General features: G+C 61.2%; 9 protein-coding genes. 5 read left to right on the top strand and 4 right to left on the bottom strand.

The window, feature by feature from the left end; translation table 11 throughout:
* Positions 1-258 precede the first annotated feature (258 nt).
* The 4 genes from QMK54_RS21010 (at position 259) to QMK54_RS20995 (ending at position 15,562) form a co-directional block, all read left to right on the top strand.
* The gene (locus QMK54_RS21010; protein ID WP_320401273.1) at positions 259-11,520 is read left to right on the top strand and encodes a peroxidase family protein; all 11,262 of its coding nucleotides are present in this window, start codon (positions 259-261) and stop codon (positions 11,518-11,520) included.
* A gap of 171 nt (positions 11,521-11,691) precedes the next feature.
* Positions 11,692-12,267, top strand: coding sequence for a hypothetical protein (locus QMK54_RS21005; RefSeq protein WP_320401272.1), 576 nt, complete (start codon positions 11,692-11,694; stop codon positions 12,265-12,267).
* A 168-nt stretch (positions 12,268-12,435) separates the two neighbouring features.
* Entirely contained in the window at positions 12,436-14,475 is a 2,040-nt protein-coding gene (locus QMK54_RS21000; protein ID WP_320401271.1) for an NADPH-dependent 2,4-dienoyl-CoA reductase, read from the top strand.
* A 160-nt stretch (positions 14,476-14,635) separates the two neighbouring features.
* Positions 14,636-15,562 (top strand): 1-aminocyclopropane-1-carboxylate deaminase/D-cysteine desulfhydrase, encoded by a 927-nt coding sequence (locus QMK54_RS20995; RefSeq protein WP_320401270.1) that lies wholly within the window; start codon positions 14,636-14,638, stop codon positions 15,560-15,562.
* 57 nt (positions 15,563-15,619) lie between these two features.
* Here QMK54_RS20995 and QMK54_RS20990 read toward each other — a convergent pair whose 3' ends face one another.
* The 3 genes from QMK54_RS20990 to QMK54_RS20980 all read right to left on the bottom strand — a co-directional run bounded on the left by QMK54_RS20990 (position 15,620) and on the right by QMK54_RS20980 (position 18,520).
* The gene (locus QMK54_RS20990) at positions 15,620-16,180 is read right to left on the bottom strand and encodes a cytochrome b (protein WP_110660813.1); all 561 of its coding nucleotides are present in this window, start codon (positions 16,178-16,180) and stop codon (positions 15,620-15,622) included.
* A gap of 250 nt (positions 16,181-16,430) precedes the next feature.
* Positions 16,431-17,258, bottom strand: coding sequence for a phosphonoacetaldehyde hydrolase (phnX, locus tag QMK54_RS20985; RefSeq protein ID WP_223589070.1), 828 nt, complete (start codon positions 17,256-17,258; stop codon positions 16,431-16,433).
* A gap of 152 nt (positions 17,259-17,410) precedes the next feature.
* On the bottom strand, positions 17,411-18,520 hold the full coding sequence (locus QMK54_RS20980; protein ID WP_110660815.1) for a 2-aminoethylphosphonate--pyruvate transaminase: 1,110 nt from the start codon (positions 18,518-18,520) through the stop codon (positions 17,411-17,413).
* A gap of 109 nt (positions 18,521-18,629) precedes the next feature.
* Between QMK54_RS20980 and QMK54_RS20975 the strand changes: the two genes are divergently transcribed.
* Positions 18,630-19,493: a LysR substrate-binding domain-containing protein gene (locus QMK54_RS20975; RefSeq protein ID WP_320401269.1), complete on the top strand. Its 864-nt coding sequence runs from the start codon at positions 18,630-18,632 to the stop codon at positions 19,491-19,493.
* A 92-nt stretch (positions 19,494-19,585) separates the two neighbouring features.
* Here the strand turns inward: QMK54_RS20975 and QMK54_RS20970 are convergent, their stop codons facing one another.
* On the bottom strand, positions 19,586-20,458 hold the full coding sequence (locus QMK54_RS20970; protein ID WP_110660817.1) for a LysR family transcriptional regulator: 873 nt from the start codon (positions 20,456-20,458) through the stop codon (positions 19,586-19,588).
* Between the last annotated feature and the right edge of the window lie 242 nt (positions 20,459-20,700).

Here is a 20,700-nt window from a genome sequence, read left to right as displayed (position 1 = left end):
TTGCGGAGTGAAAGGGCTTACCAGCAAGTTTGCCTTTACCTCCTGTTTCCATGGCCCGCCCAGGGCACGAACCCGCTCTGCCTGATCGCGCGGCGAGCAATCCATTACGCGAATTCCAGGCGCGTATCCCGAGTTCCGGGTAACGCCAGCTCTCGCTAAAAAACAAAACCAACAAACTGCACAAGCCAGCACTTGACTTGGCGCGGAAGGACTTTCTCGTCCCGCGCCTTTACCCAGACAGATCGAGGGCAATCCAAAATGGCCAATTTCAACAAGTCGGACCTGGAGTTCATCCTCAAACAAATCTTTATCGCCGAAGCGCAAGCCGACGGCGCCAGCCTCAGTGATTTGCTACCCAACACTCAGGTGCCATTCGGTCTGCGTACCGTTGATGGCAGCCTCAACAACCTGGTCACCGGCCAGAGCGAGTTTGGCGCCGCGGACAATGCTTTTCCGCGCCTGCTTGAACCCTCGTTCCTGCCTGATTATGTCGGGACAGGGACGGTGATCGACCCGCAACCACGGATTATCAGTAACCTGGTAGTCGACCAGACCGCCAACAACCCGGCGGCCTATGCCTCGGCTTTTGATCCCGGCCTGGACGGAGTGCTCAACTTCGGCGTGGTAGGCGCGGGTAATGACGACGTCCTCAAGGATGGCGTAGAGATAGTCTCCAGCCCCGGTCTGGATGGGGTATTCGGCACGGCCGATGACAAAGATGTGTTCTTCTTTCCCAACCAGTCAGCGGACGCCGGCCTGACCGCCAGCTTCAACTCGTGGATGACTTTCTTCGGCCAGTTCTTCGACCACGGTCTTGACCTGGTCACCAAGAGCGCCACCGACATCGTATTCATCCCGCTGCAACCGGACGATCCGTTGTTCGTACCGGGCAGCCCGACCAACTTCATGGTGCTGTCACGTGCGGTGCGTACCGCCGGCGCGGACGGAGTAGTCGGCACGGCCGATGATGGCCAGACCAATACCACCTCGCCGTTCGTCGACCAAAGCCAGACCTACAGCTCGCACCCTTCGCATCAGGTGTTCCTGCGCGAGTACGTTCTCAACGCGGCAGGCGACCCTGTTGCAACGGGGAACCTGATTAGCAACCGCGATCTCGGTGCCGATGGCATCTTCGGCACTGCGGATGATGGCGTCGGTGATGGCATGGCGACCTGGAAGGTGGTCAAGGCCCAGGCCCGTGACATTCTCGGTATCAACCTGACCGACGCCGATGTGCACAACGTGCCGTTACTGGCAACCGATGCCTACGGCAACTTCATCCGCGGGCCTAACGGCATGCCGCAGGTGGTGATTCGCGTCAGCAACGGTGCCGACGGCATCGCCGGCACGGCTGATGACGTCACTCAACTGGTCGAAGGCAACCGGGCTGCTCCAATCAGCCTGGCCAATGCCGTGAGCACCGGGCATGCCTTCCTCGACGACATCGCGCACAATGCCGCGCCGGTCGTCGTCGGCGGGGTTCTGCAGGCGGATGGCGACGCCCTTGTCGGCAATGCTCAGCCCGTTGGTCCGACTGGCAACAACCTGACCTATGACAACGAACTGCTCGACGCCCACTACATTGCCGGCGACGGCCGGGCCAACGAGAACATCGGCCTGACCACCGTGCACCATGTGTTCCACTCCGAACACAACCGCCTGGTCCAGCAGTCCAAGGACACCATCCTGGCCTCCGGCGACCTGGCCTTCCTCAATCAGTGGCTGGCTGACGACGTGACCGCAATACCGACTACACCTGCCGGGATCGCGGCGTTGGTGTGGGACGGCGAACGCCTGTTCCAGGCCGCCAAGTTCGGTACCGAGATGCAGTACCAGCACCTGGTGTTCGAAGAGTTCGCGCGGACCGTGCAGCCGCAGGTCGACGAGTTCCTCGCGCCCAACGGCTACGACACCTCGATCAACCCGGCGATCCTCGCCGAGTTCGCCCACGTGGTGTACCGCTTCGGTCACTCGATGTTGACCGAGACCGTCGATCGCTTCGACCCTGCGTTCAATCCGCTGCTCACTGACCCGACCAATCCGGACTCGCAAATGGGGCTGATCGCGGCCTTCCTCAACCCGCTGGCGTTCGCCGGCAGCGGCGCGACCGCGGACGCAGCGGCAGGGGCGATCATTCGTGGTGTGACCCGTCAGGTCGGCAACGAGATCGACGAGTTCGTCACTGAAGCCTTGCGCAACAACCTGCTCGGTCTGCCGCTCGATTTGCCGGCCCTGAACCTGGCGCGTGGTCGCGACACTGGCATCCCTACATTGAATGAAGCGCGTCGTGATATGTACGGAGCGACCGGCGACAGCCAACTGAAACCGTACATCAGTTGGGCTGACCTGGTGGACCACCTCAAGCACCCCGAGTCGCTGGTCAACTTCATCGCGGCCTATGGCACACATAGCTCGATCACGTCGGCGACCACCCTGGCAGACAAACGCGCTGCCGCACTGGCGCTGGTATTCGGTGGCGCGGGTTCGCCAGCCGACCGCCTGGACTTCCTCAATAGCACTGGTGCCTGGGCCAACGTAACGCAGGCCGGCGCGGATGGGGTACTGGGTACCGCAGACGACGTGACGGGTGTGACGATCACCGGGCTAGACGATGTCGACTTCTGGGTCGGTGGCCTCGCCGAACAGAAAATGCCGTTCGGCGGCATGCTCGGCTCGACGTTCAACTTCGTGTTTGAAACCCAGATGGAGGCGTTGCAGAACGGCGACCGCTTCTACTACCTGTCGCGTACCGCGGGCCTGAACTTCGGCACTGAGCTTGAAAACAACTCGTTTGCCAAGTTGATCATGCTCAACAGCGATGTCACCCACCTGTCGAACACCGTGTTCCTGACACCGACCTTCACCCTCGAGGTGAATCAGGCCAATCAGTTCACCGGCCTTGGCGTGGGTGGCCACGACGACCCGACCGGCGGCATCATGATCAACGGCGTGGAAGTCGTGCCGCTGGTGATTCGCGACAACCCCGACACCCCAGGTGCGGACACCAATTACCTGCAGTACACCGGTGAAGATCATGTCGTCATGGGCGGCACCGCCGGCAATGACATCATCATTTCCGGTGATGGCGATGACACTGTTTACGGCGACGGCGGCAACGACCGTCTCGAAGGCGGTGCGGGGAACGATGCGGTGCTGGGCGGCGATGGCGATGACATCATCAGCGACTCGTTCGGCGACAACCGTCTGGAAGGTAATGCCGGTAACGATGTGATCGTGGCGGGCAGCATGTTTGCCTTAGGCAACCTGATCCTGGGTGGCGATGGCCAGGACTTCATCATCACCACCGAAGACATCACCACCACCTTCGGTGGCCAGGGTGACGACTTCATCCTCGGTGCCAAGACCAACCTGCCACCGACCGGTAACGAAGGTGATGACTGGATCGAGAAAGGCACCCAGGACGGTGCGCCAGGCGATAACTTCTCGCCGCTGCTCAATGACGACATCATCGGCAACGATATCTTTGTCGGTGGCGGTGGCTTCGACGAAATGATCGGCGAGGGTGGCGATGACATCTTTGTCGGCAGCGATGCCCAGGACAAGATGGACGGCATGTCCGGCTTCGACTGGATCACCTACAAGAATGACAAGGTTGGCGTGACCGCTGACCTGAGCCTGGCCGCGCTGGCGCAGCCACACGGCAACGCGCCAAACCAGAACGCCGGGGTATTCAATCCGGTCGGCGCCTCGCCGGCCTCGATTCTCGACCGTTTTGCCGAGGTCGAGGGTTTGTCCGGTTCGAGCTTCGGCGACGTGCTCAAAGGCGATGATGTCGATGCTGACACCATCATCAACCACGGTGGTGCCACGGGCAGTGCACTGACCAATGTCGCGTTGATCCGCGGACTGGATCAGTTCCTGGCCGATGCCGGCTTGCCGGTTACCGGCTTTGCCACCGGCAACATCATCCTCGGCGGTGATGGCAGTGACCTGATCGAAGGCCGCGGTGGTGACGACCTGATCGACGGTGACAAATGGATCAACGTCAGGATTGCCGTTTATGCCCCTGGCGACGTCAACCATACGGGCCCTGAGGTCGCCTCCTTCGACAGCATGGTCGATATGATCCCGTTCATGATCGACGGTACCATTAACCCCGGTCAGCTCAAGGCCGTGCGGGAAATCATGCCGGGTACCTCGACGGGCGGGGCGGCCTTCGACACCGCCATTTACTCCGGGGTTGCCTCCGAGTATACGGTTACCGTTGATGACCGCGGCACGGTCGATCTGGCGGACGATGTCTATACGGTGACAGATAGCGTAGCGGGCCGCGACGGCACCGATACCCTGCTGCATATCGAACGCCTGCAGTTCTCCGATGAACAGCAAGTGCTGGTACCGGGGCTCAATGCCCAGCCGACTGGCAGTCCGGCGGTCATCGATGGCAACGGCGGTGCGATAGTCGTGGGCGACACGCTGACGGTCAACGTGAACGCGTTGCGCGATGCCGACAACATCACGGCGGGTAATCCGCTGGGCTTGATCAATAGCTCGGTGTCCTACTACTGGCAGTTCGAGTCAACGCCAGGCAGCGGCGTTTTCGAGGACATCATCCTCTTGCCGGCCGGCGACCTGGCGTTCCAGAGTGCCGACGGCACCACGTTCAAGGTCTCTCCCGACCTTGCCGGGTTGTCGCTGCGGGTCAAGGCGATCTACCAGGATGCTCACGGCACGACTGAAATCATGTTCTCGCAGCCGACTGGCGTAGTGGCTCCTGGCACACCGGTCGTACCGACGGCGCCGATACCGGTAGTCGATGCCACCGAGGGTGGCGCGGGCCTGCACATGGTTCGCTCCGACCTCAACTTCATTCTTGACCAGATCAAGATTGCCGAGGCTGAAGCGTCCGGTCAGGACATCCTTTCGCTGATCCCGAACATTCGCGCGCCGTTGGGCCTGCGTGCGGTCGACGGGTCGAACAACAACCTGATGAACCTCAATGGCCACAACAACACCGAGTTTGGTGCCGCCGACAACGTCTTTCCGCGCTTGAGCGATCCGGTCTTCAATCCGGCGGAAGGTGTGCCTGCCGGCTTCTTCGGCCCCGGTTCGCCGGCCGTCCCTGGATCGTCGTATGCGCAGACCAGCGGCAATGTGTTTGACTCACAGCCACGCACTATCAGTAACCTGATCTCCGACCAGACGTCGAATAACCCGGCGGCCTATGCCGCGGCCCACGACGTTGGCGCGGACGGCGTGCTCAACTTCGGCGCGGTGGGCAACGACGACGTGCTCAAGGATGGCGTGCGGGTAGTCGCCAGCCCTGGCCTGGACGGTCAGTTCGGTACTGCCGACGACCACGAAGTGTATATGTTCGAGAACACCGCGGCGGATGCGGGGCTGTCCGCACCGTTCAACTCCTGGATGACGTTCTTCGGGCAGTTCTTCGACCATGGCCTGGACCTGGTGACCAAAGGCGGTTCGGGCACCATCTTCATCCCGCTGCAACCGGATGATCCGCTGTTTGTGCCAGGCGGCAACACCAACTTCATGGTGGTGACCCGCGCGACCAACCTGCCAGGGGCGGATGGCATTCTCGGCACGGCCGATGACATCCATGAGCAAAGCAACACCACCACGCCGTTCGTGGACCAGAACCAGACCTATAGCTCGCATCCGTCGCACCAGGTGTTCCTGCGCGCTTATGAACTTACCGCTGACGGCCCCGTCGCCAACGGCAGGTTGATCACTAACCGTGACCTGGGCGCGGATGGCACATTTGGTACCGCGGACGACGTCGAAATCGGTGGCATGGCGACCTGGAAGGTGGTCAAGGCTCAAGCCCGTGACATTTTGGGCATCAACCTGACCGATGCCGACGTCGATAACGCCCCACTGTTGGCGACAGACGCCTATGGCAACTTCATCAAGGGGCCGAACGGCTTCCCGATGGTTGTGATGAGGGGGGCTGACGGCATTGGTGGTACGGCGGATGACGTTCTTGTCGAAGGCGATCCGACTTCCCCCATTAGCCTGACCACTGCTGTGCGTACCGGTCACCAGTTCCTCGTCGACATCAACAACAATGCCGCACCGGTAATCGTCGGTGGGGTTCTGCAGGCGGATACCGACTCCCTGGTCGGTAATGCGCAGCCCACTGGCCCGGCCGGCAACAACCTGACCTATGACAACGAACTGCTCGACGCTCACTACATCGCTGGCGACGGCCGGGTCAACGAGAACATCGGCCTGACTGCGGTGCATGCGATCTTCCACTCCGAGCACAACCGCCTGGTCCAGCAGACCAAGGACACCGTGCTCGATTCGGGTGACGTGACCTTCCTCAACGAGTGGCTGCTCAATCCGGTGGCAGCATTGCCAACCACCCAGGCCGAGTTCGATGCGTTGCAGTGGAATGGCGAGCGCTTGTTCCAGGCTGCCAAGTTCGGTACCGAGATGCAGTATCAACACCTGGTGTTCGAGGAGTTTGCGCGGACCATCCAGCCTAACGTTGACCTGTTCTTCGCACCGACCCAGGTCTATGACGTCGACCTCGATCCCTCGATCGTCGCCGAGTTCGCCCACACCGTGTACCGGTTTGGTCACTCGATGCTGACCGAGACTGTCGATCGCTACGACATCGACTTCAACGTGGTGGGCGATCCGGCCAGCGCCAATCCCGATCAGCAACTGGGCTTGATCGCGGCGTTCCTCAACCCGTTGGCGTACGCCGCCAGTGGCGTGTCGCCAGAGGATGCGACCAGTGCGATCGTGCGTGGGGTGACCCGTCAAGCCGGTAACGAAATCGACGAGTTCGTTACCGAGGCTTTGCGCAATAACCTGTTGGGCTTGCCGCTCGACCTGCCGGCGATCAACATCGCCCGTGGCCGCGACGTGGGGATTCCTTCACTCAACGCGTTCCGCCGCGACATCTACAGCCAAACCGGTGACACCCAACTCAAGCCGTACAACAGCTGGGTCGATCTGGTGCAGCACCTCAAGCATCCAGAGTCGTTGATCAACTTCATCGCGGCCTATGGTACGCACGCCTCGATCACGTCGGCGATCACGATGGATGCCAAACGCGATGCAGCCCTGGCGCTGGTGTTCGGTGGTGCCGGTGCGCCAGCTGACCGTCTGGACTTCCTCAATGGCACGGGCGCCTTTGCCAACGTGACGCTGCCCGGCAGGGATGGAGTGCTGGGTACTGCCGACGACCTGAAGGGCGTGACGGTCACGGGCGTCGATGCCATCGATATGTGGATTGGCGGTCTTGCCGAACAGAAAACGCCGTTCGGCGGCATGCTCGGCTCGACCTTCAACTTTGTGTTCGAGAACCAGATGGAAAAACTGCAGGACGGCGATCGCTTCTACTACCTGGAGCGTACCTCTGGCCTGTCGATGAATGCCGAACTTGAAAGCAACTCCTTCGCCAAGCTGATCATGGCCAACACCTCGGCCACGCACTTGCCTGGCCTGGTGTTCTCGGACCCTGGCTTCTACCTGGAAGTGGATCAGGGCAAGCAATTCAACGAAGGCCTGGTCGCTGTCGATCCGCTCGGCCCGAACGGCGAGCAGGTGGTGTTCCGCGACAACCCGCTGACCGTCGGCGCTGACACCAACTACATCCGCTACAGCGGTGCCGAGCACATCGTGCTGGGTGGTACCGACGGCGTCGACATCCTTATCTCCAGTGAAGGCGACGACACGGTCTGGGGCGATGGCGGCAACGATCGCATCGACGGCGGTGACGGCAACGACCAGCTGCGTGGCGGCACTGGCGACGACATCATCACCGACACCGGTGGCGACGATAACATCCAGGGTGGCGACGGCAACGACGTGCTGCACGGAGGCAATGGCGTCAACCTGATCATTGGCGGGTTCGGCAGTGACTTCATCGTGACCGGTGAGGACGCCTCCGAGGCCATTGGTGGCCAGGGCAACGACTTCATCCTGGGCAGCAAGGCCAACGAACAGGACATGGGTAACGAAGGCGATGACTGGATCGAAAAGGGCACCTCGGACGGTGCACCTGGCGACAACTTCGATCCGCTCGGCAACGACCCTGTGATCGGCAACGATGTATTCGTCGGCGGTAACGAGAACGATAAGTTCAACGGCGAAGGCGGTGACGACATCATGGTCGGCAGTCTCGGCTTTGGTGACCGCTATATCGGCGGCTCGGGCTATGACTGGGCGACCTTCAAGGATCTCGCCCAGGGTGTGACCATCGATTACAGCGACCGCTTCTTCGATGTGCCACCGATGCCGGGTTCGGGAGCCTCGGCGCTGGTGCGCTTCGACATCATGGAAGGCCTGTCGGGTTCGACACACGGTGACTTCCTGCGCGGTGATAACGAAGATGCGACATCGCTACCTACCGCGGGTGCAACCGGCAGTGTGCTGACCAACATCAGCCTGATCAACGGCCTGTCCGATCTGCTGGCAGCCGGAGCGACGTTCTACGACGGCGGCAACATCATCCTCGGCGGCAGCGGCAGCGACCTCATCGAAGGTCGCGGCGGTGACGACATCATCGATGGTGACAAGTGGCTGAACGTACGCATCAGCGTACGGGCAAACGCTGATGGTACCGGCGCGGAAATCGCCAGTTTCAACAGCATGGAGCCGCTGGTGCCGTTTATGCTCAACGGTACCTACAATCCGGGCCAACTGGTCGTCGTGCGGGAGATTCTGGCCGGCACTGACAACTTCGACACCGCGGTGTATTCCGGTAATGCGTCGGAGTACACAGTCACGCTCGACGGCAATGCCGTCGTCGTGACCGACCTGGTGGCGGGCCGTGATGGTGTCGATCGTCTGACGGGCATCGAGCGTCTGCAGTTCTCTGACCAGGCGCAGGCGACCGGAGTCGGCACCGCTGTGAACAGTGGACCTGTGGGGCGTCTGGCAATTCTCGACGCTACTACCGGTGCGCGTGACGATACGCCTGTCGCCGGTCAGTTGCTGCGGGTCAGCAGTCAGTCGATCCGCGACCTGGACAGCGTGAGTGCAACCAATGCGACCGGTGCGGTTACCGGTCCCGTGTCTTACTACTGGCAAGTCGAAAACGTTGCTGGCTCGGGTGTCTATGAAGACATCACCTTCGTCGCCGCCGGCGAGGTATCGCGGGCGATCGGCGCCACCTACCGGGTGGCGGATGATGTCGCCGGTCTGAACATCCGTGTTCGGGCGGTGTATCAGGATGGCAATGGCACGCTGGAGTTTGTCTCCTCGTCGGCGAACAACACACCGACGGCAGGGCCAACCGTCACCGGGCTTGCAACACAGAACCAGGTGCTGACCGCCGACCCGTCGACCATCATTGACGTCGATGGCCTCAGCAATCCGCAGTTCACCTTCCAGTGGCAGGTGACCAACGGGGTTACCTTCGTCAACATCGCCGGTGCCACCGGCAGCACGCTTACGCTTGGCCAGGCTCAGGTCGGCAACCAGGTGCGCGTGGTGGTCAGTTACGTGGATGACTTCGGTGTCGCTGAAAGCGTGCCGTCCGATGCCACGGCGCCGGTGGTCAACGTCAACGATGCACCGACAGGTGCGTTGCTGATCAGCGATACCACACCGACTCAAGGGCAGGTGCTGACCGCACAGACGGCCGCGATTGTCGATCCGGACGGCGTGGGCGCATTCAGCTACCAATGGCAGCAAGGTACCGGGACTACCTTCACCAATATCGCTGGCGCAACGGGCGTGAACTTCACGCCTGGCGCGGCGCAGATCAACCAGCAAATCCGGGTGATCGCGCGCTACACCGATGGCTTCGGCACGCTGGAGTCGGTGACCTCGGCGGCGACGGCGCTGGTCGTGCTGCTGGGTGCGGTGCAAACGGGTGACGCTTTGGCGAACACCCTCGTCGGTACCGCAGGTAGCGATGTGCTGTTCGGCCTGGGCGGCAACGATACGCTCATTGGCCTGGGCGGTGTCGACCAGTTGTTTGGTGGCATCGGTGACGACAATCTCAGTGGCGGAGACGGCAACGACTTCCTCAATGGCGAGGACGGCAATGACTTCCTCAATGGCGGTGCGGGTAATGACCAGATGCTGGGCGGAGTCGGTAACGACACCTACCGCGTCGACTCAGCCGGGGATGTACTGATCGAGTTGACCGGCGAGGGTGCGGATTCCGTGCAGACCACGCTGGCCAGCTTCACACTGGGCGCCAATATGGAGCACCTGCTCTACCTCGGCGCCGCCAACTTCACCGGTAACGGCAACGCGCTGAACAACGTCATTACTGGTGGGGCGGCTAATGACACCCTCAACGGCGGTGACGGCAATGACACACTGATGGGTGGCGCCGGCAACGACGTCCTCACCGGCGGTGCGGGCAATGACGCGATGGTCGGTGGAGCCGGCAACGATACCTTCCGCGTCGATTCAACCGGGGACCTGGTGGTCGAGACGGCGGGTGAGGGTTCCGATTCCGTGCAGACGACGCTGGCCAGTTACACACTGGGCGCCAATGTCGAGAACCTGCTCTACACCGGAACCGGCAACTTCACCGGCAACGGCAACGCGTTGAATAACGTCATGACCGGTGGGGTGGGTAATGACACCCTCAACGGCGGTGACGGTAACGACACCTTGCTCGGTGGCGCCGGCAACGACGTCATCACTGGCGGTGCGGGCAATGACCGGATGGTCGGTGGCGTCGGCAACGACACCTTCCGCGTCGATTCGAGCGGAGACTTGGTGGTCGAGGTGACAGGTGAGGGTGCGGACTCCGTACAGACGACGACGATCAGCTACACGCTAGGCACCAATGTCGAGCATCTGCTCTACCTCGGAGCCGGCAACTTCGTCGGTACCGGCAACGCGTTGAACAACATCATGACCGGTGGGGTGGGTAATGACACCCTCAACGGTGGTGATGGCAACGACACATTGCTCGGTGGCATCGGCAACGACGTCATCAATGGCGGTGCGGGGGCTGACCGGCTGGAAGGCGGAGTCGGCAATGATACCTACATCGTCGATTCTGCCGCGGACGGGGTGATCGAGTTGGCGGGTAACGGTGAGGACTCCATCCAGACCTCGCTGTCCAGTTACACACTGGGCGCCGATGCCGAGCATCTGCTCTACACCGGAGTTGGCAACTTCAGCGGTACCGGCAACGCGTCGAACAACGTCATCACCGGTGGGGCGGGTAACGACAACCTCAACGGCGCTGGCGGTAACGACACAATGCTGGGCGGTGCAGGCAACGACATCATCGATGGCGGTGCCGGCAACGACAGTATTGCGGGTGGTGCCGGCAACGACACGATGAATGCCGGCAGTGGCGACGATGTCTTCGTGTTCGGACTGGCCTTCGGCAACGATCGGATCCTCAACTTTGATGCCAACGCGGCTGGAGGACAGGATTTGCTCAATTTTGCCGCGCTCAACATCACGGCAGCGACATTCAACACGAGTGTCAACATCGTTGATCAGGGAGCGGATTTGTTGCTGAACTTCGGCGCCGGTTCCATCACCCTGGTAGGTGTGGGCGACCCGAACACCATCTCGGCCTCGGACTTCATTCTGGCCTCTTGATGTTCTGACAGGCACTGTCGCAAGGAGCGTGGACCACGGAAGGGAGGGCAATGGATGCCCTCCCTTTCTTCTTCCACCTGGTTTTCCGGGTGCCAGCAGCGTACTGGAGCTCGACAAAGCAGGCTGGAACCGAGCTGCGAAATCAAAAAATGAAAAAGGGGGAATTCGGCCGTGAACATTTCAGCCACCTGCCTCTTGATCAGCCTGTTGGCTTCGGTAACGGCTTCTGCCCTCGGAGCTGCTTCGGTGTTCGATCTGGACTTCACCCGATCGGCCAAGGAAACCCTGAAAAAACTGGATATCAACGACGCTTGCATCATCTCCGTTTCAAATCCTGCCGCGTTTACCTTCTGCCGAAAAGGATCGTCGACGCTTTGGAAGTATCAGGCGCTGGATCTGGAACAACAGGCGGCGATCCAGATTGGGCATAAGCGGTCTTCGACCGACTATCAACGAATTACCATCGTGCAACTCAACAGCGTTGCTTGCGAGCAGGAACACCTTGCAGCATTGGCTAAACCGGCTATCAGGCGTGGACTTGTGCTTGGCCTGATCACTCTGTTTTTGTTGGTCAGTCTTGGATATACCTACCGGGCAATCCGGTATGGCTACTATGACCAGGCTGGTCATTCGAAGCCCGATTTACAGCAATCCAGCGAATTTCAGTTACCGCAAAACTCAACTGTCATGGCGTTGGTCGCGTGGGGTATGGCGGCCATTACGGCATTTATCTACTTCGGCTTTTGAGTTTGACCGCAGATAGCGGACATGCCGTCAGGGGCTGCACATTTTGATCAATAAGTTGTCATTTACGGTCATTGAGCCATGGCGTCACGGCTCTTAGTCTGTCGAACATGAATGATGGGGGCCGTAGAGCTCCTGCACTTTCCGTGATCGATCGATGTGGAGTTACCGATGACCGCCGCTCAATACCCGCACCTGCTGGCTCCGCTGGACCTGGGTTTCACCACGCTGCGCAATCGCACCCTGATGGGCTCGATGCACACTGGCCTTGAAGAGAAGCCGGGTGGTTTCGAGCGCATGGCGGCGTACTTTGCCGAACGTGCCCGTGGCGGTGTCGGCCTGATGGTCACCGGCGGTATCGGCCCGAACGATGAAGGCGGCGTGTATTCCGGCGCGGCCAAGCTGACGACTGAAGAGGAAGCGCTGAAACACCGCATCGTCACTCGTGCCGTGCATGATGCAGGCGGCAAGATCTGCATGCAGATCCTCCACGCCGGTCGTTATGCCTACAGCCCGAAACAGGTCGCGCCGAGTGCGATCCAGGCGCCGATCAACCCGTTCAAGCCCAAGGAGCTGGACGAGGAGGGCATCGAGAAGCAGATCAGCGATTTCGTCACCTGCTCGGTACTGGCACAAACCGCCGAGTACGACGGCGTGGAAATCATGGGCTCCGAAGGTTATTTCATTAACCAGTTCCTCGCCGCCCACACCAACCACCGTACCGACCGCTGGGGCGGCAGCTACGAAAACCGCATGCGCCTGCCAGTGGAAATCGTTCGCCGGGTGCGTGAAGCGGTCGGCCCGAACTTCATCATCATTTTCCGCCTGTCGATGCTCGACCTGGTCGAAGGCGGCAGCAGCTGGGACGAGATCGTGCAACTGGCCAAGGCCATCGAGCAGGCCGGCGCGACCATCATCAACACCGGTATCGGCTGGCACGAAGCGCGGATTCCGACGATCGCCACCAAAGTGCCGCGCGCGGCGTTCAGCAAGGTCACGGCCAAGCTGCGTGGTTCGGTCAATATTCCGCTGATCACCACCAACCGCATCAACACGCCGGAAGTGGCCGAGCAGATCCTCGCCGAGGGCGATGCCGACATGGTGTCCATGGCGCGGCCGTTCCTCGCCGACCCGGATTTCGTCAACAAGGCCGCTGCAGGCCGCGCCGATGAGATCAACACCTGCATCGGTTGCAACCAGGCCTGCCTCGATCACACCTTCGGCGGCAAGCTGACCAGCTGCCTGGTCAACCCACGTGCCTGCCACGAAACAGAACTCAACTACCTGCCTGTGCAGCAATTGAAGAAAATCGCCGTGGTCGGTGCCGGCCCGGCCGGTCTGTCCGCCGCGACCGTGGCCGCCGAGCGTGGCCATCAGGTGACGTTGTTCGATTCGGCCAGTGAAATCGGCGGTCAGTTCAACATTGCCAAGCGGGTGCCGGGCAAGGAAGAGTTCTTCGAGACCATTCGCTACTTCAACCGCAAGCTGCAGACCACCCATGTCGAGGTGTGCCTGAACACCCGCGTCGATGTGGCGCAACTGGTCGAGGGCGGCTACGACGAGATCATTCTGGCCACCGGCATTGCGCCGCGCGTGCCGGCCATTCCAGGTGTGGAAAACACCAAGGTGCTGAGCTACCTGGATGTGATCCTGGAGCGCAAGCCGGTCGGCAAGCGTGTCGCGGTGATTGGTGCCGGTGGTATCGGTTTCGACGTCTCCGAGTTCCTTGTGCATGAAGGCGTCGCCACCAGTCAGGATCGTGCCGCGTTCTGGAAGGAATGGGGCATCGATACGCACCTTGAAGCGCGCGGCGGTGTCGCAGGTATCAAGGCCACGCCCCATGCGCCGGCTCGCGAGGTGTTCCTGCTGCAACGCAAGAAATCCAAGGTTGGCGACGGCCTGGGCAAGACCACCGGCTGGATTCATCGTACCGGCCTGAAGAACAAGCAGGTACAGATGCTCAACAGCGTTGAATACCTGAAGATCGACGACGAAGGCCTGCACATTCGCATTGGCGAAACCGGCGAGCCGCAGGTGCTGCCAGTGGACAACATCGTGATTTGCGCCGGGCAGGATCCGCTGCGTGAGTTGCATGACGGTCTGGTGTCGGCGGGGCAGAGCGTGCACCTGATCGGCGGCGCGGATGTCGCGGCAGAGCTGGATGCCAAGCGGGCGATCAATCAGGGTTCGCGGTTGGCGGCGCAGTTGTAATTCACGTAATCAGGCTGTTCACAAAACCTGTGGCGAGGGGGCTTGCCCCCGTTGGGACGCGAAGCGGCCCTAATACGACTGCTTCGCAGCCGAACGGGGGCAAGCCCCCTCGCCACAAAGGTGCTGCTAAGATGCCGGATCACTCCAATGATCCGGCATCATGCTTTCTCCTCCTGACAACTGGCTTCCTCAAGTCCCCCTCGAACCCCTTCACCTCGACTGGCTCGCTCACGCCGGCATCGAGTTGGCGGTCCTGCGCCTGGACCAGATCGACCCGCTGATCAGCGGCAACAAATGGTTCAAGTTCATCGAACACCTGAGGATCGCCGACCGCGCTGGTGCCGAAGGCATCATCAGCCTGGGTGGCGCGCACTCCAATCACCTTCACGCGCTGGCAGCGGCGGGCAAGCGTTTCGGTTTTTCCACTGTCGGCCTGTTGCGCGGCCATCCTCAGCAAACCCCGACGGTCAACGACTTGCAGGCGTTCGGCATGCAGTTGCACTGGCTGGGCTATGCCGGTTATCGCGCAAGGCATGAAGCGGGTTTCTGGCAACCCTGGCAGACACGCTACCCGACGTTGCATCCGGTGCCTGAAGGGGGGGGAGGTTTGCCTGGCGCCCTGGGTTGCATGCAGTTGCGGGCCGCTGTTTGCGCACAATTGCAGGGCTTGGGCTGGAGCGACTACGACGGCTGGTGGCTGGCCTGCGGAACCGGCACGACGCTGGCCGGCCTGGTGCTTGCGGAGGCCGGGGATCATCCGGTGTACGGTGCCCTGGCGGTGCCAGGCGATCACGGGGTGGCGCAGCAGGTCGAGAGTATCGTGCAGCAGGCCGCTATCGCCGATCCGGTTTATGAACTGTTCGACGCCAGCCGTGGCGGTTTTGCCAAAGTCGATCCGCTTCTGCTCGATTTCATTGAAAGGGCCGAGCAGGCCAGCGGCGTTCCCCTGGAGCCGCTGTACACCGGCAAAGCGCTGCTGGCACTCAAGCAGCAACTCGAGGCGGGAAAGTTTGCCCGTGGCACGCGGCTGATCTTCGTTCACACCGGCGGCTTGCAGGGGTGGCGGGGATTCAGTTCAAAAAACTGAGCGGCGCTGCGATCCAGTGTGGGAGCAAGTCCGCCCCCACATTGGCATTCAGTGGCCTCAGGTATCGCGGTTTACGCTTTTTGGCATCATCCGCAGCAAGGTGTTATCGCCCACCACGTAATGGTGATACAGCGCGGCCACTGCATGCAGGCCGATCAGCCAATAGCCGATAGTGCCGCCGAGCTCGTGCCAGTCCTGGAGTTGTTTGCCCAGCTCCTTGTTTTCCGCTATTGGCATCGGCAGGTCGAAACCGTAGAACATCACCTGATTGCCCTTGGCGCTGGTGACCAGCCACCCGAGAATGGGCGTTACGATCATGAAAATGTACAGCGCCCAGTGCATCAACCTGGCCAGCGTCGTTTGCCATCGCGGCGAGGCCGGGAAGACCTGTGGCGCCGGGCCGAGACTGCGTGCGAACAAGCGCAGCCAGACCAGGACGAATACGGTCAGGCCGAGCATGAAGTGAGATTCGACGATCAGCGTGCGCCCGCCACTGCCCTTGGGAAACATCCCGCGAAACTCGATACAGGCGTAAACCAGTGCCAGCAGGACCAGCATCAACCAATGCAGCGTTATCGATACGGTGCTGTAGCGCGAGGCAGAGTTCTTCCACGGCATACGGTGTTCCTCAGAGGTCCGGTTTAAAGCCACCGTTCTTGTCCGACGGTGTGCCTTAACTGTAATCCTGTTTCACCGGGTTTGCCTGAGGCGAATGGTCGCTGGATGCTCTGATTCGGTAATACACAGAAAATCCCCTGTAGGAGCGAGCCTGCTCGCGATGGTCGTCAACGATGACGCCGGCAGCCTGACACCCAGCGGTGTCCTGGAGCTCATCGCGAGCAAGCTCGCTCCTACAGGGGGGCGTTTTTTAGCTCGATTGCGGCATTTCGCCGTTGGCCAGGCGCTTGTTGATGTCGGCGATCACTTCCGGCAGGTCGGTGATGGTGTCGATCATGTAGTGCGGGCGCGAACTGTCGAACATCGCGTGGATGCGCTTGCGCTCGCTGTCCAGTTGGTCGCTGCCCAGCGCGCGATAACCTTCGTAGTCCAGGCCCAGGGCGTTACCGGAGCAGATCAGCGCAACGGTCCACATGCCGGCGCGGCGACCTTCGAGGATGCCCGGTACGGTGTCATCGATCTTCACGCACGCGCCGACATCGTCGATGCCCAGGGCGATGACGTTGGCCAGTGCCTGGGCAGGCCATGGGCGACCATTCGGCACTTCGTCGGTAGCGACCACGTGATCGGCCACGTAACCGTTGGTCGCGGCCAGTTCGACCACTTTGTCCATGACCTGTTTCGGGTAGCCGGAGCAGGAGCCGATCTTGATCCCTTGCTGGCGCAGGTTGGCGATGGTCTCCAGCGCACCTGGAATCAGCGCCGAGTGCTCGGCGATCTTTTCGATCTGCAGCGGCATGAAGCGCTGATAGATGGCGGTCACGTCATCGTCGGTCGGCGTGCGGCCGAACACTTTGCGATAACGCTCGGCAACTTCCGGCAGATCGCACAGGGTGCGGATGTGGTCCCACTTGCCCATGCCCATCGGGCCTCGGGCTTCTTCGATGGACACCTGGACGTCGAACTCGGCGAACGCCTCGACGAAAATCTGCGTCGGGGCAAAGGAGCCGAAGTCGACCACGGTGCCGGCCCAGTCGAGGATGGCGGCTTGCAGTTTGCTTGGGTTGGAGTAGTTCATGGTGATCAAGTCCTGTGGCAACTGGCTAATGATGGGTTGCTTTTTTGTGGGAGCGGGCTTGCTCGCGAATACGGTCTGACATTCAGCAATGATGTCGACTGATATGCCGCTTTCGCGAGCAAGCCCGCTCCCACAGAGAATTGCGGTGTGGGTTAGATCTCGAGCACTTCCATCTCGCGCAACACTTCAGCAATCGCTGCCACCGCTTCGCGCATTTGCGCCGGGTTGACGTGACCGATGCAGCCGACGCGGAAGGTTTCGACCTGGGTCAGTTTGCCGGGGTAGAGGATGTAGCCCTTGGCCTTGACCCGTTCGTAGAACTCCTTGAACTGGTAGCGCGGATCATTCGGGGCGTGGAAGGTGGCGATGATCGGCGCCTGGATAGCCGCCGGCAGGAAGCTGCGCAGTCCCAGCTTGCCCATCTCTTCCATCAATGCCTGGCAGTTGGCGGCGTAGCGTTCGTGCCGCGCCGGCAAGCCACCTTCTTCGTTGTATTGCAGCAGGGCTTCGTGCAGTGCGGCGACCACATGGGTCGGCGGGGTGAAGCGCCACTGGCCGGTCTTGGCCATGTAGGCGTGCTGGTCCTGCAGGTCCATCGCCAACGAGTGCGAATTACCGGCGGCGCTGGCCAGGGATTCCTTGCGGGCGAAGACAAAACCCATGCCCGGAACACCTTCCAGGCATTTGCCCGACGCAGCGATCAGGGCGTCGAATGGCACCTGTTGCGCGTCCACCGGCAGCGCGCCGAAGGAGCTCATGGCGTCGATGATCAGGCGCTTGCCGTGTTGCGCCACGACCTGGGCAATCTCCGGCAGCGGATTGAGGATGCCGGTGCTGGTTTCGCAGTGAATCAGGGCGATGTGGGTGATGCCGGTGTCGGCGCGCAGCAGACGGTCGACGTCGGCGGCGGTGGTCGGTTCGTCTTCGGCGGTTTCGAAGGTGCTGAAGGAGCGGCCCAGCACTTCGCAGATTTTCGCCAGGCGCTTGCCGTAGGCACCGTTGATCAGTACCAGAACCTTGCCATCGCGAGGCACTAGCGTGCCGATCGCTGCCTCGACCGCGAAGGTGCCGCTGCCTTGCAGGGGTACGCAATGGTGGGTGGCGGCGCCGTTGATGATCGCCAGCAGTTGCTCGCAGAGGCTGGCGGTCAGTTGATTGAAACGGTCATCCCATGAACCCCAGTCGACCATCATCGCCTGACGGGTGCGGGCCGAAGTGGTCAATGGGCCGGGGGTGAGCAGGATGGGTTCGGCAGTACTCATTCTCGTGTCCTCGCAATCGATGGGATGAAGCTACGGGGCTTAAATTGCAATTTGCCGTGTTATCAATCAAATTGTTTATTGTTATGCCAGCCATCAGTGAGGGTTATTCATGAACCTGTTTCAGCTGCGCGCCTTCGATGCCGTGGCCCGGGAGGGCAGCTTTACCCGGGCGGCGGCGCGGCTGTTCATCAGCCAACCGGCGGTTACCGGGCACATCAAGGCCCTGGAGGAGCACTACCAGATCACCTTGCTGCGCCGCACCGCCCGACGAGTGGAGCTGACGGAGGAGGGCACCAAGCTGGCGGCCATCACCCGGGCGATGTTCGGCCTGGCCGAAGAGGCGCAGGTGATGCTCGAAGCCAACCGGCAATTGCTGACGGGGCGTCTGGAGGTGGCGGCGGATGGTCCGCACATGGTCATGCCGATGCTCGCCAGCCTGCGCGCGCGCTATCCGGGGATCACGGTGAACCTGCGCCTGGGTAACGCCCAGGAAACTCTGGCGGCGCTGCTGTCCGAACATGCCGATGTGGCGGTGCTGACCGAGGTCGAGCCGCGCAAGGGCTTGCACCTGCAGGCGCTGAACGAGTCACGGATTTGCGCACTGGTGCCCGAGGGCCATCCTTGGGCGCAGAAGACCAAAGGCGTGCAGCTCAAGGAGCTGGATCAGGTGATCATGGTACTGCGCGAACCGAGTTCGATTACCCGGCGCACCTTCGATGAGGCTTGCGCCCAGGCCAGGGTCAATCCTCGGGTGTTGCTGGAACTGGACAGCCGCGAAGCGGTGACCGAGGCGGTGGCCGCCGAACTGGGGGTTGGGGTGGTGTCTTCGGTGGAGGTCAGCCACGACCCGCGAGTGGCGGCGGTGCCGATCATTGGCGAGGGGTTGCTTAACCGGCACATGATCGGGTGCATGGAGCGGCGACGGGATTTGCGCTTGATCCAGGCGTTTTTCGGGCTGGCGCCCGTCAGGTAGACCGAGACGCGGCCTTCGCGAGCAAGCCCGCTCCCACAGGGATCACGCTGAACCTGTGGGAGCGGGCTTGCTCGCGAAGGGGCCGGACCTGCCTACACCAGACTCTCGCGAACCATCTGCAGAAACGTCGCCACCACCCGCCGCGAACTCTGCTCGCGCAGGCACACCAGGGTTTCAGTCAGCCGTCGTTTGCAATCGATAATCGGCAGCGCGCAAACCCGGGAGTCCGCGCCAAACTCGGCAGCCGAAACCACGCCCACCCCAATCCCAACCACCACCGCTTCCCGCGCGGCCTCCCGGCCTTCAACCTGAATGGCCGGGCGAATGCGGAACCCGGCCCCGGCCATTTCCTCTTCCAGGGTCTGCCGGGTCACCGAACCGATTTCCCGTAGCACCAGTGGTGTGTCGTCGAGGTCCGCGAGGGTGATGGATTCGCGGTCGGCCCACGGGTGATTGCGCGACACGAATGCGACCATCGGGTCGTTACGCAGGGGCAGGGAGATCAGGCGTTCATCGCTGACGTCGCGGCCCAGTAACGCCAGGTCCGCCTGATAGTTGAACAGGCGAAACAGTGATTCATCGGTGTTGCCGGTTTCGATCTTCACGCTGATGCCGGGGTAGCGTTCGCAGAAGCGGGCAATTTGCGGCAGCACGTGCACCGGCGCATCCACCGCCAGAATCAGGCTGCCGGTCTGCAAGGCCTGGGAATCCTGCAACAGCTCCTGGGCTTCGGCCTCAATCACAAAAAGCCGCTGGGTCACGCTGAGCAGGCGTTCACCCAGATCGGTCAGGCGTACCGAGCGCTTGTTGCGGTGAAACAGCAAAACGCCATAGCGCTCTTCGAGTTTGCGCACTTGGTCGGAAATCGCCGGCTGCGTCAGAAAAAGTCGCTCGGCGGCTTTGGTAAAGCTTCCATGGACCGCCACGGCATGGAAGGCTTTGAGCTGGGCGTGGGAAACCGACATGGGAATCTCCAGTAACAAGCTGAGCTTATTTTGGAAATACGATAAATCGATTTCACTTATTAATCAGTAATTGTTTTTATCCACCTCAGCCCCGGTGACTGGTCAGTCGAACAGCAGCGGGTGCCATGAGCCTGTGCGTGCAACTACAGGACTCATCTGACCGGAATCACCCAAAGGGACAAGGTGATTTCGCAGTGCTCAACAATAAAAACACAGGCGTTTTCTTCCAATTCTGCCGGCAC

It is taken from the genome of Pseudomonas sp. P5_109, assembly GCF_034009455.1.
GTDB lineage: Bacteria > Pseudomonadota > Gammaproteobacteria > Pseudomonadales > Pseudomonadaceae > Aquipseudomonas.
Note: the sequence above shows the minus strand (reverse complement) of the source record. Positions and strands in the feature narration are given on the sequence as shown.